Annotated in this window: 12 protein-coding genes and 1 tRNA gene; 6 read left to right on the plus strand and 7 right to left on the minus strand. The window is 67.4% G+C overall.

Annotated elements, in window-relative coordinates; all coding sequences use genetic code 11:
• Nucleotides 1-569 precede the first annotated feature (569 nt).
• Nucleotides 570-647: transfer RNA gene (locus ACQPWU_RS08405), tRNA-Arg, on the plus strand.
• Nucleotides 648-1,339: 692 nt separating this feature from the next.
• On the opposite strand, the gene ACQPWU_RS08410 is transcribed toward ACQPWU_RS08405, so the two are convergent.
• Nucleotides 1,340-2,512, minus strand: coding sequence for an MFS transporter (locus ACQPWU_RS08410; RefSeq protein ID WP_433438176.1), 1,173 nt, complete (start codon nt 2,510-2,512; stop codon nt 1,340-1,342).
• Between the two features lie 14 nt (nt 2,513-2,526).
• A complete protein-coding gene (locus tag ACQPWU_RS08415) occupies nt 2,527-3,750 on the minus strand; it encodes a Glu/Leu/Phe/Val dehydrogenase dimerization domain-containing protein (RefSeq protein ID WP_433438178.1) in 1,224 nt (407 codons plus the stop codon).
• A 96-nt stretch (nt 3,751-3,846) separates the two neighbouring features.
• On the opposite strand from ACQPWU_RS08415, the gene ACQPWU_RS08420 reads away from it, so the two are divergent.
• A complete protein-coding gene (locus ACQPWU_RS08420) occupies nt 3,847-5,031 on the plus strand; it encodes a PucR family transcriptional regulator (RefSeq protein ID WP_433438179.1) in 1,185 nt (394 codons plus the stop codon).
• A 1,371-nt stretch (nt 5,032-6,402) separates the two neighbouring features.
• Here ACQPWU_RS08420 and ACQPWU_RS08425 read toward each other — a convergent pair.
• Both ACQPWU_RS08425 and ACQPWU_RS08430 read right to left on the minus strand, forming a co-directional pair.
• Nucleotides 6,403-6,882, minus strand: coding sequence for a quercetin 2,3-dioxygenase (locus tag ACQPWU_RS08425; protein WP_433438181.1), 480 nt, complete (start codon nt 6,880-6,882; stop codon nt 6,403-6,405).
• Nucleotides 6,879-7,289, minus strand: coding sequence for a VOC family protein (locus ACQPWU_RS08430; protein WP_433438183.1), 411 nt, complete (start codon nt 7,287-7,289; stop codon nt 6,879-6,881). Before ACQPWU_RS08430 ends, ACQPWU_RS08425 begins: the two co-directional genes overlap by 4 nt.
• Nucleotides 7,290-7,355: 66 nt before the next feature.
• Between ACQPWU_RS08430 and ACQPWU_RS08435 the strand changes: the two genes are divergently transcribed.
• A complete protein-coding gene (locus ACQPWU_RS08435) occupies nt 7,356-8,000 on the plus strand; it encodes a helix-turn-helix domain-containing protein (RefSeq protein WP_433438184.1) in 645 nt (214 codons plus the stop codon).
• 391 nt (nt 8,001-8,391) lie between these two features.
• On the plus strand, nt 8,392-8,574 hold the full coding sequence (locus tag ACQPWU_RS08440; protein WP_433438186.1) for a hypothetical protein: 183 nt from the start codon (nt 8,392-8,394) through the stop codon (nt 8,572-8,574).
• A 261-nt stretch (nt 8,575-8,835) separates the two neighbouring features.
• On the opposite strand, the gene ACQPWU_RS08445 is transcribed toward ACQPWU_RS08440, so the two are convergent.
• Nucleotides 8,836-9,231: a hypothetical protein gene (locus ACQPWU_RS08445; protein WP_433438188.1), complete on the minus strand. Its 396-nt coding sequence runs from the start codon at nt 9,229-9,231 to the stop codon at nt 8,836-8,838.
• Nucleotides 9,232-9,303: 72 nt separating this feature from the next.
• Here ACQPWU_RS08445 and ACQPWU_RS08450 point away from each other — a divergent pair, with 72 nt between their 5' ends.
• Nucleotides 9,304-9,576, plus strand: a complete 273-nt coding sequence (locus ACQPWU_RS08450) for a hypothetical protein (RefSeq protein WP_433438190.1) — start codon at nt 9,304-9,306, stop codon at nt 9,574-9,576.
• 661 nt (nt 9,577-10,237) lie between these two features.
• A complete protein-coding gene (locus ACQPWU_RS08455; RefSeq protein ID WP_433438192.1) occupies nt 10,238-12,259 on the plus strand; it encodes a right-handed parallel beta-helix repeat-containing protein in 2,022 nt (673 codons plus the stop codon).
• A 268-nt stretch (nt 12,260-12,527) separates the two neighbouring features.
• On the opposite strand, the gene ACQPWU_RS08460 is transcribed toward ACQPWU_RS08455, so the two are convergent.
• Both ACQPWU_RS08460 and ACQPWU_RS08465 read right to left on the minus strand, forming a co-directional pair.
• Nucleotides 12,528-13,283: an SDR family oxidoreductase gene (locus ACQPWU_RS08460; RefSeq protein ID WP_433438194.1), complete on the minus strand. Its 756-nt coding sequence runs from the start codon at nt 13,281-13,283 to the stop codon at nt 12,528-12,530.
• Nucleotides 13,280-14,290, minus strand: coding sequence for a zinc-dependent alcohol dehydrogenase (locus ACQPWU_RS08465; protein ID WP_433438196.1), 1,011 nt, complete (start codon nt 14,288-14,290; stop codon nt 13,280-13,282). Before ACQPWU_RS08465 ends, ACQPWU_RS08460 begins: the two co-directional genes overlap by 4 nt.
• Nucleotides 14,291-14,453: the final 163 nt, after the last annotated feature.

The raw sequence follows: 14,453 nt of genomic DNA on the forward strand, positions 1-14,453 counted from the left end.
CGGGAAGGCGCCGCGAGAAGAATGCGGCGCTCCGAACTCGCTGGTCGTGGAATGCACCGCTCATTACTCCCCAGTTCAGGCGGCGGAGGCGGGCGGTTCGTGTTTCTTTCTTGATTTCTACTGTTTGAGCCTAAGGAGCTCGATGGAGTCTGTCCGCGCTTCACATCCGTGGAGCGGGATTGACGTGACCGTCTGGGTATCCCCGGACGGCCTACCCGTTGTCAGAGTGTCGCCTGTGTGAAGCCGGATCTGGCTTAGCTGTCGTACAAGCGCACCATCGACAGTGGCGGGCAATCGTGCTGACCTGAGCGTCGGTAAACCTGGTCGTGTAGTTGCCGGCCAGTTGATGGAACCCCCGGTCGCCGCCACTAGACGTCGACAATAGCGAGATAATCGTGTTGGCTGACGCGCACCGACGACGAGCGTCCGCGGCGACGTGAGCCGCTACTCACCGTTTATCGCCTCGGCGAACTCCTGCTTCTTCGCCCTCCCTTCAGCTGTGACGTACCCGCCACCGTTCGCCGCAGCGCGATCACGTACGGGAGACGTACAGGGGCAGGCCTGTCAAGGGCATTTCTGCAGGTCACAAGCATGAATCCGTCCGGCCTCCGGAGCCGGTGCGTGGGTTCGAATCCTACAGGGGGCCACACGATCTTGAGCAGCGGTTCCGGCCGCTGACCAGGGCGAACATCGTAGGTACGGGCGGGCCTCCAGTCTCACGGAGTCCCGCCCGTTCCCGTTGTAGCTCACAGGTTGTGGACCATGATCGAGCTTCCATCTCACCTCCAGGGCCCCATGTGGCGCCCGCCCGGTGGCGACGGTCCGCGACACGGGTTCCGGCCGGGCCAACAGGCCGCCGTCCTGGCCTACCGGCCCGGCGAACGGCTGCACCTGTTCTACAGGCTGCACGTCTACTGGCGGCGCACGAACGAACTCAAGTCGTTTCTCCCGAATCGACTACCGCGGCCTGATCGTGGCCACCCACCAGTAGCCGAACGCACCCCTGGCGTGGTGGTCGGACAACCTAAACGTGCACCTGACCGCGCTTTACGCATATCGATCACCGGGCCACGGCATACCAGGGGCAACTGGCCACTACGCAGAGCGACGAACGGTTACAGAGGACGACTCACTGACTCACGCTGGATGATGTTCTGTCTGGGCTGCGCAGACCGAACTGCACTATTGGGCGCGCCTCTCACTCAGGGGTTTACTGGGCCCGCTCGCGTCAGCAGGGCGCTGATAATTCGCGGCATACAAACATCAGAAGCGCCTCCACGTGCGAAGGCGCTTCTGAGTAACTCTCCGGGCCGATCCGCTGCTCACTCCTGCGCGGTGATCACCTCGGGATCGTCGCGGGCGCCACGCGATCCGGCGAGCCGGCTGTTTCCGGGACGGTCTGTCGCACGGAGAGCAGCGATACGCACGCGATCAGTGCAGACAGGGCCGGAACGGCCACTGGTCCCCCCGTCGACAGGGCGAGCCCGCCGATGGCGCCGCCGACGGCGACGCCCAGGAACTGCACGGAGAAGTGCAGCCCCAGAGCCTGGGATCGCTGCGAGGGCGCCAGGGCGGCGATCCGTGTCTGCTGGGAGACCCCGCCGCAGCACCAGGCGGCACCCAGGCAGAACATCACCGGAAACGCGGCGATCTCCGCGGCGGTGCGGGGATGCCAGGCGGTGCCGACGGCGATGGTTCCGAGGAGTAGCGCCATCAGTGAGAGAGCCACGCGCAGCACCCGCGCCACTGGCGCCTTGATCAGGATCCGGCCGATCGTGGACCCGGCCAGGAACGCGCCTGCGCCGAAGACGATCATCAGCGCCGCGACACCCTGGCTTCCCATCCTGGTCGCCCGCTCGACGATCGGCGCGAGATACGTGTAGGTGCAGTACGCGGCGAGGAAGACCCCGAAGGTGGTCAGCAGACTCCACCGGACAGCCGGGCCGCGCAGCAGTCCGGCTCGACCGGTGCCGACGGGAGCCGCCGGCACCGTCGGCAGCAAGACCGCCAGCATCAGCGCGGTCGCCAGCGCCAGGATCGCGACGAAGAGGAACGTACCCCGCCAGCCGAGCGCTCCGCCGATCAAGGTGCCGATCGGCGCGCCCAGGGTGAGCGCCAGAGCGTTGCCGCTGGCGGTGACCGCGATCGCGTTGGGCATGTCCTGCGGACGGCACAGCGCAGCCGCCGCCGCGGCGGCCGGAGCGGCCAGCAGGGCCGCGCTCAACGCGGCCAGCACGCGCGCCGCGGCCAGCACGGCATAGTCGAGTGCGCACGCCGCGAGGACGTTGCTGAGCGCGAAAGCCAGCATGGCCCCGATCAGCACCGACTTCGGCGGCACCCTCCGAAACGCGCCGATCAGCGGCGGCCCGGCCAGAGCGTAGACTAGCGCGAAGACCGTGACCAACTGTCCGCACACTGATACGGACACGTGCATGGAGTGCGCGATCGCCGGCAGCACGCCGGCGATGACATAGCCCTCGGTGCCGACGGTAAAGGTGGCCAGGGCCAGCACGTAGACCCGGGGGTTCATGCCGATCCCGGCGCGGTGGACATCGGTGCGGCCAGCCGCTGGCGCGCGAGGTCGTCGGCAGCCTGCGCCGTCGTGATCTTCGTGCGCGCGGCCGTGTCGAACAGGCCGGTCAGGGTGTCAGCGATCGACTCGATGCGCTTGACCGCTTCCTCCGGTTCGTCGCCGAGGACTTCGCGCGATACCGCGTTGACGACACCGCCGGCGTTGGCGATGTAGTCGGGGGCCCAGAGGATCTCGCGCTCCCGCAACAACTCCGCCACGCCGGGATCGGCCAGTTGATTGTTTGCCGCGCCCGCGACCGCGCCGCATCGCAGCCGCGCCACCAGATCCCGGGTCAGCAAGCCGCCGAGCGCAGCGGGGACGAGCACGTCCACCTCGGCGGTGGCCGCTGCGTCGGGTTCGGCGAACACCGCGCCCAGTTCTGCGCCGAGCGAGCGCTTCGCCGGGTCGACATCGCTCAGGACCAGGTCGGCTCCCGCCGCCGCCAACTGCCGGGCGATCTGCTCCCCGACGTGTCCCAAGCCGATCACCGCGAATCTCCTGCCCGCCAAGGTCGGCGAGCCGAACAGCGCCAGGCAGGTCGAGCGCAGCGCGGCGACGACGCCCAGGGCCGTGAACGGCGAGGGGTCACCGCTTCCGCCGGCGGCCTCCGGCCGGCAGAACACGTACTCGGTCCGTTCGCCGATGACCGCCATGTCGGCCGGTCCGGTACCCGCGTCGGGACCGGTCACGTAGGCGCCGCCGAGCTCCGCCACGATGTCGCCGACATCGTGCAGCGCCGCGCGGCGTTCGTCCGCGGTGACGCTCCGCCCGGTGGGAACGACCACGACCGTCTTACCGCCGCCGTTCGGCAGTCCGGCGGCAGCGCACTTACGGGTCATGCCCTCTGACAGGCGCAGCGCGTCGCGCAGGCCGTCCTCCCAGCTGTCATACGCCCACATCCGGCAGCCGCCGACCGCACGGCCGAGAGCAGTGGAGTGCACTGCGACGACGATCGGCAGCCGGCTCCGCCGCCCACGTCGTACCACGACCGATTCATGACTGAACTCCATCAATGTCTCCACGCGTCCTCCAGTGCACCCAGATGCTTTCGACCCATCGCCGGGGACCAGGCCCCCGCGGCGTCCGCTGTCCAGCCTGCCGACGACCGGTCCGCGGGACCAGAACCGAATCTGAGAACTTCCCGGCGTCGTTTTTGCGGAGTCCACAAAGAGCAGCATGCGCGTTCTTGCTCGCCTCTCGTCGACGCATGGTCGCAGTGAAGGTGCCATACACTCGCGAGAGAGATCACTATGAAATCCACATCGGGAGGGGCGATGGTGGAGCCCGTGACCGAGGGGGCAGCCAGGGCGCAGGCCGACACCGCTGCGGCGTGGCAGCCCGTCGTCGAACTCTGCGAATCACTCGCCGCAGAACTGCCCACGGTGATCCCGAGGATCGTTGACCGCATACGGCTCGAGATCCCGAGCTATCAGATCGTGGACCGCGAGCAGCAGGAACGCGACGTCACCCGCCACTACCAGGGACTGCTGACCGGCGTGGTCGCACGCCGCTCGCCCACCCGCGAAGAGGTCGAGGCCGCGCATGCGCTCGGAGCCGAACGCGCCGCCACCGGCCTGCCGCTGCACGCCCTCATAGAGGCCTACCACGTCGGCTACCGCGAGATGTGGAACGTGCTGCTCGCTCGCGCTCAGTCGCACGACACCCGGGCCGGCGCGCAACTCGTATCGATCGTCGGGATGGTCTGGACGTGGGTGCAGCATTCCAGCAGCGCGGCCGCCGAGGCGTACGGCGTCGCCGTCCGCGCCGCCGATGCTACGCTCCTGAGGCTGACCCACCAGTTCCTCGACGGCCTTGCCACCGCCGCGCCCGCAGGCGTCGACCTCGAGCAACTGGCTGCCGCCCTCACCTTCGACCCGGCCGGCGAGTTCCAGGCGCTGTGCTCACCGGCCGAGGCCTGGCCCGACGAGCGCATGATGGATCTGCGGCACCGCCGGTGGCCGGGCACGCTGCGCTGCGCGACCCGCGGCAACCTCATGATCGCCCTGGTCCAGGACATCTCGCCGCAGGCCGTGGTCGAAGCGGCCCAGCGGCAGAACCCTGATGCGAGCTTTGGCATCGGCCTGCCGCGGACCGGGCTCCCCGGCGCTGCGATGAGCATGGCGGACGCGAGAGCGGCGCTGCTCCTGACGGATCCGGGACAGGTCAAATCCTTTGCCGACCACTGGCTGCTCGCCACCTTGGCGCCCACCGCGCAACGCTTCGCGGTGCTGCTCGAGCCGCGCCGAGAGGCCGCGCAACAACACCCTGACCTGGCAGAGACAGTGCTCAGGTTCGCCGAGAACGGCTTCTCGCTCACCGCGACCGCCCGCGTCCTGCACGTGCATCCGAACACCGTGAAGTACCGCCTGCAGCGCTGGCAGCAACTCACCGATTGGGACGTACGCACCTGGCAAGGCCTGTCGTCCACCATCATCGCGCTCGGCCTGCCGACACTCTGAAACGCTCATCCGGCCAGGGCCGCAAGCGGTGGACGATGCGTTGGAAGGCGCCGTTGAACGCCTTCCAGATCGCCTTCGAGGGTCGCCTCACCCCCACGGGAAATATTTGGTGGGGTCCCGAGCCGGACGCCATCTCATCAGGCGGACCGATCAGCTCATGAGAATTGCGATTCTCGTAGGCAAGAAGCCGAGTTGCCAGACACGATTGCCGCAATCAGGGGCTGAGGTACTCCGCGCGTTAGCTATCGGCGGCGAGCCTGCTCGACCATGAACTCCGCCCTCAGCCTGGAGGCATGAGCTCATTCTGTGCCTGTACTGCTTCAAAATCCATCGCGTAGGGCCTGAGCTGGAAGTCCTGGACAGCGGCTATGCGGCTCGGTGGTATTCGTTGATCAGCCCGCCGAGCACCTTCCGGCGTTCGAACCGACCTTCCAGCGGTACGACGGTCTGGTCATCGTGATCGGGTGGTCGCTGCGCGCGAGATTGGTGCGGCCGGTGGCCGTTGTAGCTGCGCCATGAGGCGCCTTGTTGTATCCCCAACTCAGTTGGGAGGGACTCGGAGGGAGGTTCCTGGGCCTGATGGCTGACCCGGATCCGAAAGGTGATCGGGGACCACAGCATGCCGGAAAATCGGCGGTCGCGTTCAAATGCCAGAAGCGATGCGTCGAGGGGCCCGCGTGACACGGCCCGGGTCCGGCAACTGGCAGCCGATCACCGCATCGGCCCCAAAACCGCCTACTGCTACTTGCGCGAAGGCATCGACGTCTTAGCCGCGCCCTGCGGCGTGTGGTCGGCAGTCGTCGCGGCTGTCATATCCGCTCTCGATGTTGCTCCGTGACTCGCGGGGCTCCTCGATGGTGACAGCACCGTTACCATCCTTTCGCTCGCTGTGCGGGTCTCCAGGTTGAAGACCTCGAACAGCTCGCGTTGGAGCTCCTCGGGGGCGTTCGCGAGCTTGCCGGTCAGGATCGGGAGTCGGTCGAGCAGGTCCTCGGCGTGCTCCTACTCCGGAGGGTTGGCTCCGAGCTCGGTGAGTTGGTCGCGCTCGGCCTCAAGATCCAGGAAGCGACTGTTGAGTTTTTGAGCCAGGACGGGATTCAAGTCCGACTTCTCGAACTGCCGGGTGAGTCGGTCGATCCTTGTGCCGATATCGGCGAGAGTCCGACTCAACGCCTGCCGGAACTCAGTTCCAGTCCGCCAGCGCTCGCTGGTCGGTCTTCGGTAGTTCGACTGTCAGGAGTTGGCGGCGGTAGGGCCGAACAGGCGGCGTGCGAACAGATCACCATGTAGCCGGTGTATTTCGGGTTGTTCAAGATCTCGACGACGGCGGGGCCTCACCAGGCCGGTTTGCCGGTGCGTTGTTTTGCTAGGTCACATGGATGGCGGGCCGAGGATCTGGTGGCCGTAGCGCTGGCCGGCCTCAATCAGGCGGGGGATGTCGGGCGGGGTGGGGGCGGGTAGGCCAGGGTGTTCGGCGGGGCGGCCGAGTTCGGCGATGAATTGCTCGAATCCCGATGGTGTGGTGATCTGCAGGCCGCGTACTGGTCCGTCGGTGACGATGAAGGAGTGCGGGATGCGGCGGGGCAGGAAGGCGAAGTCGCCGGGGCCGGCGGTCCAGTGGTGGTCGCCGCAGTCGATGATGATTTTTCCTTCGAGGATGTAGAACGCCTCGTCCTCGCGGTCGTGGATGTGCTGGGGTGGTCCGAAGCCGGTCGGTGCGGACCACTCGATGAGGGTGAAGGCGCCGCCGGTCTGGTCGGCGCCGGCCTTCACGGTCATACGGGTGTCCAGGAACCACAGGTGCGGGCCGTCGGCAGGGGTGAGCAGGTAGCCGGTGGGGTCGAAGCTCATCGGGCGTCCTTGGGTTCGTCCTGGGCTGGGTGGTAGAAGCGGATCTCGATGCCGTCGGGATCGTGCAGGCCGACCAGCACCTGGCCGACGTGACCGGTGACGATGCCGCCGTGCGGCTCGGCCAGGTCGTCCAGTCGCTGCTGCCAGGCCTTCAGGTCACGCAGGGTGGGTACGCACAAGGCCATCGGGTCGAATCCAGCCATCGCGGCAGCACGTACTGGATCTTGGCGCAGGGCCACATCGACGACGTTGTTCGCATCCCGGAGGGCGACGCCCATGAGCTTGCCGTCTTCGACGAACTCGATGAAGACGCGCAGGCCTAAAACGCGCTCGTACCAGTCTCGGCTGCGCCGGAGGTCCGTTACCGGGAGTTTGACGTGGTGGAAGCCGTCGAGTGTCGCGCTCATGGGCACCTCCTGAAGATTTCGCTAAAGTAGGCTCTAGCGAACTTTCTCTATAGTAGGCTCCAGCGAATGAGCGATCCTGTCAAGAGCACGACCGGACAAGGCACCCGCCGAGCCGCTCAGGCGCGTGCCACCCGGAGACGGATCACCGACGCCGCACGGGAGCTGTTCCTGCGGCAGGGGTACGCCTCGACCACCCTGGATCAGATCGCCGCCGCGGCCGGGGTCGCGGTGCAGACGGTGTACTTCCACTTCGGCAACAAGGCCACGGTTCTCAAAGAGATCGTCGACGTGCTGTCGGTCGGCGACGACGAGCCGATACCAGTGCTGGACCGGCCCTGGGTAGAGCAGGTACGCGACGAACCAGACGGCCGCCGCGCGCTGGCGATCTGGCTGGCCAACAGCCGCCTCATCTTCGGCCGGGTGGCGCCGATCATGAAGATCGTCCGCGACGCCGCCGGCGCCGATGCCGAGATGGCCGCGCAGTGGGAGACCAATCAGAACCAGCGCTTCCTCGCCCATCACACCCTCGCGCGGCAACTCGCCGACAAGCAGGCCCTGCACTCGGACCTGTCGACCGAAGAGGCGGCCGACGTCATCTTCACCCTGGTCAGCTTCGAGGTCTATCTCTTGCTCACCGGCGCACGCGGGTGGACGCCCGATGAGTGGGAACGCTGGATCCACAAGATCCTCGCCGCCGCGATCCTGCGATGAAGGCGGCACGGGTGCGGGAGCGAGCGGGCGACCACGGGATTGAGGAAACAGTGGGACAGCCGTTGGCGGTACTGCCAGTAAGAGGGGTTGACCGGTCAGATCCATCGCACTGAAGGGTTAATGCCTGCTCGGCGACGTTCCGCCGGACTCGTTCGGGGACGGCGCGTCGCCCAGCTCCGGCGCGTGTCCCCGAAGACGTCCTCGACACCCTGTTCGAGGCGGCACGCGTGTACGGGACCGCCGTCACGATGGCGCAACTCACATACAGAACCACCGATCTGCGATGTGACTCCTGCGGGACTGCCTGGACAGCCAGTCTCGGTTTCGTCCTGCATCACCCGGCCCCTTGACGTCAAAGGGCCGCTCAACCCGTGACCTTGGAGCCACCCAGATGAGCCCGGTAGAGATCTTGTCCTTGCTGCTCGCCCTGCCGATCGCCCTCAACATCGCGATCGCCACGTACCTGGTCGCCCGCGCCACCGGCGCCGGCACCGCCGGTGCGATCCTCCCCGGCGGTGCCGCGGTGGCCACCAGCCTGGGCCTCTACTTCGCCGCCGTCGCCGCCCACCACTGACCCCGCATCGGCGCTCACCATCCACGGGAGCATGTGCAGACGACTCCGGACGCCTCTGCACACGACCTCGGAAACCAACATCGCTGTCAGGCCGCCACTGTTCACGGCTTACTGGATCGCAGGTGTCGGGACCCCAGCCGGCCCGCAGTAACGGCCGCAACAGTTCCACGTTCAGCATCCCGGGAGTGTCGCAGAAAGGTGCGGCAAATCTGGGCGTCGGTCGAGCGGTCGCTCGCACCAGATTTGAAAGTACCCCAACCCTCATACGTGCGGCAGACAGCCGGTCTCACCGACGGCTGAGACGTTCTGGCCCACCATGTCCAGGCGGGCACGGGCACGGACGCAGCCGAGGCCGGTGAGGAGCAGGTTTCCGTAGGACTCGTCGACATGCCCCATCTTCCAGAGGTTCGCGGTGTTGTCGGCCGGGCGCGCACCCTCCACGGTGAGTACTCCCACAGTGGTGTCAGAGGGATCGGGATTGAGCCCTGGAGTGGGGGCGAACAACGGCCAGGCTCCGGCGCACCGCGGTGAGTACAGCAGGCGTATGGTGCCCACATTGGTGCCCGCCGTCAGGCTGCGCGGAGTCGATCGGGGGATGGCGTGGCTGCGCACCTCGGCCTGGCCGCCCACCGGGACCTGAATCCGCGCCCACGTCAACTCGACACTCCATCCCCAGCGCGAGGCCATCGTGAGGCCGTGGCCTCTATCTCAATATCGATGAATCGGTCGATGAAGAGCACCGCAGCCCACACGCCGAAGGCGTTGCGCTCGTCCTGGTGCGGGTCAGAAGCCGCCATCCCCCTGCGGTCGACCGACTTCGTGCCCGGCCACGAGCCGTATGAGCACCTGACGACCATCGACATCGAGGCCGCCGGTGACCGTACGAACGTGGTCATGACGGTCGATCCCCTCCACGACGAAACCTGGACGCAGCAGCACCGCGCCCATCGCGGCGACGAGCTCGACAACCTCGAGGCGGCGATCAGGCGTCACACAATGTGATCGCACTTACCCGAGTCGACGTACGAGACGCGACCGCTACCCGAAGACGAGTGCCGCCGCCCCGCGACCTCCTTCGCTCCGTCACAGCTTGCCGAGCTGTCCTGTCTAAGGGTGCAATGACCGACAACGGCAAGGAGCGCATCATGCCTCCACACTGTGGGGGTATCGGTCTGCTGCGTCCTGGCGTCCCCGCGCCTATCCGATCGACGCCGACAGTGCGCAGTGCCGGAGCTGCGAGCCGAAGAGATCGCGCGCGTCCTCGGCACGGCAGATCAGCAGGTCGGCGTCGGCGGCCAGTTCGGCGGTGAACGAGGTGGCCGCCTCCGGCGAGGGTGGGGCGCGGCAGCGAGCCGATCTTCGCGAAGTAGAGTTCGAGGCGCTCGCCGGCAGTTCACCGCATGGTGTAAACGGCGACGCCTGCGCTCGGCATTGAGTCGGCGACGCGGCGCCCGAGGACGGTCTGCGGCAGTGCCGACGTCCAGCGAGTGGACACGCCGATCGATGAATCTTCGTTGCCGGGAAGCGACACTGTTCCCCTCCCGGCCACCCGATGCTCCCAAGGCAGCGTATATGGCGGCGCCCCTTGACGGACCCTCTTCGAAAGGTTATTCATCATACGTCTTATGAGTTACATCGCATGCACAAAGGAGTTAGGGACACCGTGAGACAACGCCATCTGGCATCGGTCGCATTGGGCACATCCCTCGTCGCGGTAAGCATCATCGCGGCCAGCGCCACGCCGGCACTCGCCGTGCCGCCGCATCCCGGCCGGACGACGATCGTGGTTTCGCCGAGCGGCGACGATCACAATCAGGGCACGCCGGGCAAGCCACTGCGTACGCTCGCGGCGGCGCAGGCGATGGCCCGTGAGTCGGCGCATGCGGGGAGCGCCGTCACGGTCGAGCTGAAGGATGGGACCTACCAGCTCGACACGCCGCTGCGCTTCACCGCGGACGACTCGGGTACCAGCGCCAAGCCGGTGATCTGGACGGCTGCGAGAGGGGCGCGGCCGGTCGTCTCGGGCGGCCGCCAGGTGACTGGCTGGACGTCGTACGACGACGGCAAGAACATCTTCGTCGCCTCGGTGCCCAAGGGGCAGGACAGCCGTCAGCTCTACAAGAACGACACGGCCGCGCCCCGCGCGGCAATCAAGATCGCTCGCAGCGATGTGACGATCACCGCCTCCGGCATGCAGATCAAGAACCCCGCGTTGAACTACCTCGCGACGTTGCCGGACCAGACCCGCATCGAGGTCGAGAGCCAGGGTTCCTTTACCGATCGGTATGCCCCCGTGCAGAGCATCAGCGGGACGGCGATCACCATGCAGCAGCCCGCATGGCAGAACAACAACTGGGGGTACGACACACTGGCGCGCCCGTTCGCGGGTGGCCAGTTGCTGCTCGAGAACTCCTACGCGTTCCTGCAGGAGGGGCAGTGGTATCTGGACCCCTCCGCCGGCAAGCTGTACTACCGTGCCGCCGCCGGTGAGGATCCGAACAGCGCGTCGTTCGTGCTGCCCCACCTCGAATCGCTCGTACAGATCGCGGGAAGTTACGCGAACCCGGTGCACGACCTCACCTTCTCGGGCATCCGGTTCTCGCACTCGACCTGGCTGTCACCCGGCTCGTCCATCGGCTACGCCGACCAGCAGAACGGCGCCTTCCTCCCGAAGGCCTACCCGCAGCCGGCCGACTACCTGAACAGCTGTCAGTCGGGCTGCCGACTGTTCGAGGGCGCGCGCAACGGCTGGCATCAGCTCCCGGCGGCCGTCCAGGTGGCCGCGGCCACCCGCGTGACGTTCTCGGACAACACCTTCGCCCACCTCGGGCAGGTGGGCCTCGGCATCGGGCTGGATGCCAACGCGAACGGAGCCGGGATCGGGCTCGGGGTCACCGAGGCGACGGTGCACCACAACCTGTTCACCGACCTTGGTGGCGCGGGGGTCGTCGCGGGCGGCGTGCTGCCGGACGCCCACCACCCGAGCGACCCGGCGATGACCGTGCGCGACATCACGATCGACAACAACCTCGTGACCGACGTCGCCAAGGACTACAAGGAGATGTCGGGCATCCTGACCACGTACGTGGACCACGCCGTGATCGAGCACAACGAGGTCTCGAACCTCGCCTACGACGGGATCGACACCGGCTGGGGCTGGGGCGCGAACGACGCGGGCGGCAGCCAGGATTACCGGAACCGGGGCCTCTACGAGTTCCAGCCGGTATACACCTCGCCCACGACCCTCAAGAACACCGTGGTGACCGGCAATCTGATCCACGGGGTGAAGAAGGTCTTCCACGACGGCGGGAGCCTGTACAACCTCTCGGCCAACCCCGGCGCCGTGTTCAGCGGTAACTACATCTACGACACACAGCACACCGTGGGTCTCTACCTGGACGAGGGATCTCGTTACGTGACGATGAAGAACAACGTGGTCCAGGACTGCGGAGTGTGGGTGTTCACGAACTCCTACGGGACGATCAACAACACCAGCGACAATGTGCTTGAGCACAACTGGTACAACTCCGGCAATACGCAGACACCGAACACAGCTGAGCACAACAACCAGCTGATCGACAACGTCCAGGTGTCGGGCACCGCCTGGCCGGACGACGCCAAGGAAGTGATCGCGCACGCCGGCATCGAGCCGGGCCTGCGGACCTTCCCCGGGGTCTCGCAATAGCCGTCGGCCGACGACGGGGCGGGGGGAGCCGTCCGGCTCCCCCCGCCCTTTCATGCGACGCCGGCAAGGCGGAGACTGCGGCCGCTCCGCACGCGAGCGCGCCGCTGTCAGTGCGTGGAGGCGCCCGCCCACGAAGGCGTGGCCGGCGCCGGCGCTTCCGTGCCGGGAGCGGACGGCACCGGTACGGCCGTCCGGGTCGAGCTCTCCGGCCGGCACGCCTCTCGGGTGAGCCTCGACGTTGACGAACTCGGCGTTCTGCTCGCCGCGGTCATCGCGCCAGCCACCCGCCGTCCACGGGGATGATCGCGCCGGAGACGTAGTCGGACGCCGCCGAGCTGAGGAAGACCGCCGCGCCCGCGATGTCGTCGCTGCGACCCCAGCGTCCGGCCGGGATCCGCTCCAGGATGGACCGCGACCGTTCGGGGTCGTCGCGAAGCGCCGCCGTGTTGTCGGTTGCGATGTAGCCCGGTGCGATGGCGTTGACGTTCACCCCCCGACCGGCCCACTCGTTGGCGAGCGCCCGGGTGAGGCCGGCGATCCCCGACTTGGCGGCGGTGTAGCCGGGCACGTTGATCCCGCCCTGGAAGCTCAGCATGCTCGCCGTGAACACGATCTTGCCTCGGCCGCGCTCCAGCATCGGACGTGCGACCAGCTGGGTGAGGGCGAACTGGCTCGACAGGTCGACCTCGACCACCCGATCCCACCACGTGAGCGGATGCTCCGCGGCGGGAGCCCGTTCTATCGTCCCCGCGTTGTTGACGAGGATGTCGGGAGCCCGCTCAGCGAGTTCGGCACCCAGCTGCAGGACGGCGTCGCGATCGGCGAAGTCCACGGCGCGGCCTTCGAAGGACCGGCCGAGTCTCCGGACGGTGTCGGCGACCTCGTCGTCCGCCCGAAGGTGAGCGCTTACACCGATGATGTCCGCTCCGGCGGCGGCGAGGGCCTCCGCCATGGCTCGGCCGATGCCCCGGCGGGCGCCGGTGACGACAGCGAGACGGCCATGGAGGTCGAACAGGTCATTCATGCCTGTGCCTGCCCGGCGACGTCCACGAGGATCTTCATGGCCCGGCCGGCCGAGAGGTCGTCGATCGCGGAGGCGGTCTCCTCGAGCGGGACGACACCGGAGATGAGGGCCTCCGCGGGGATACGGCGCCGACTGAGCAGGTCTACGGCACGCTCGAAGTCGGATCGCTGGTATACGCGGGCGCCCAGCAGGCGGAGCTCGCGCCAGAACACCCGCTGCAGGTCCAGCTCGCGAGCGGCGGAGTGGATGGCCACCACGACGATCGTCCCACGTACCTTCGCCAGCGCAGTGGTGGAGCGGGCCGCGGCGGCGGCTCCCGACACTTCGAACACCACATCGGCCCCGACGCCGTTCGTCCAGCGCTCGACCTCGGCGACCATGTCGGTGGAGGCGGGGTCGATCACCTCGATGCCGAGCTCGGCTACACGGCTCCGCCGAGAGGCGTCGACCTCGGCGACCATGACGTGGGCGCCTGCGTCCCGCGCGACGACGGCGATGAGCACCCCGATGGGGCCGCCGCCGAGCACGACGGCGTGGTCACCGACCTGGAGGCCGGAGCGCCGAACGTCGTGTACCGCGACGGCGACGGGCTCGACGAGCGCCGCCGTACGCAGGTCGAGGTCGGTGGGGAGCGGCACGGCGATCGAGGCCGGTACGTTCCACCGTTGCTGCAGCCCTCCGGGGGAGTCGATGCCGACGAAGACGAGGTTCTGGCAGATGTGCTGGTGACCCGCGAGGCAGGCGGGGCAGGTGCCGTCCCAGACCAGCGGCATGACGGTCAGGGGGTCGCCGACCTTCCAGCCCTCCACGCCCGTGCCGATCGCCGCCACCGTGCCCGACGTCTCATGGCCGAACACGAGGGGCGTCCGCACCCTGGCATCCATGTCGCCGTGCACGATGTGGAGATCCGTTCCGCACAGCCCGCAGTAGGCGACGGCGACCTGGAGCTCGCCGGGACCGGGCGGCGCGACGTCCACGGACACGGTCGTCAAGCGACCCTCGCCCATGTATGCAGCACCCTTCATAGATGTCCTCACTCTCCTGCAAGGCGGTGCTTCAGACCGCTTGCATACGTCATACGTATGCTCTATTTTCATCACACTGCGCGAGTCGTCAATGTGGGCTTCAGGACAAAGGACGCGACATGGTACGTAACACGTATCTCGGATG

Source organism: Nonomuraea sp. CA-141351 (assembly GCF_050944675.1).
Lineage (GTDB): Bacteria > Actinomycetota > Actinomycetes > Streptosporangiales > Streptosporangiaceae > Nonomuraea.

Bases quoted from the DNA above. Each gene is read 5' to 3' on its own strand.
- ACQPWU_RS08415 (WP_433438178.1), bottom strand. From the start codon at position 3,750: ATGCTGCTCTTTGTGGACTCCGCAAAAACGACGCCGGGAAGTTCTCAG.
- ACQPWU_RS08420 (WP_433438179.1), top strand. From the start codon at position 3,847: ATGGTGGAGCCCGTGACCGAGGGGGCAGCCAGGGCGCAGGCCGACACC.
- ACQPWU_RS08425 (WP_433438181.1), bottom strand. From the start codon at position 6,882: ATGAGCTTCGACCCCACCGGCTACCTGCTCACCCCTGCCGACGGCCCG.
- ACQPWU_RS08430 (WP_433438183.1), bottom strand. From the start codon at position 7,289: ATGAGCGCGACACTCGACGGCTTCCACCACGTCAAACTCCCGGTAACG.
- ACQPWU_RS08435 (WP_433438184.1), top strand. From the start codon at position 7,356: ATGAGCGATCCTGTCAAGAGCACGACCGGACAAGGCACCCGCCGAGCC.
- ACQPWU_RS08440 (WP_433438186.1), top strand. From the start codon at position 8,392: ATGAGCCCGGTAGAGATCTTGTCCTTGCTGCTCGCCCTGCCGATCGCC.
- ACQPWU_RS08450 (WP_433438190.1), top strand. From the start codon at position 9,304: ATGAAGAGCACCGCAGCCCACACGCCGAAGGCGTTGCGCTCGTCCTGG.
- ACQPWU_RS08460 (WP_433438194.1), bottom strand. From the start codon at position 13,283: ATGAATGACCTGTTCGACCTCCATGGCCGTCTCGCTGTCGTCACCGGC.
- ACQPWU_RS08465 (WP_433438196.1), bottom strand. From the start codon at position 14,290: ATGGGCGAGGGTCGCTTGACGACCGTGTCCGTGGACGTCGCGCCGCCC.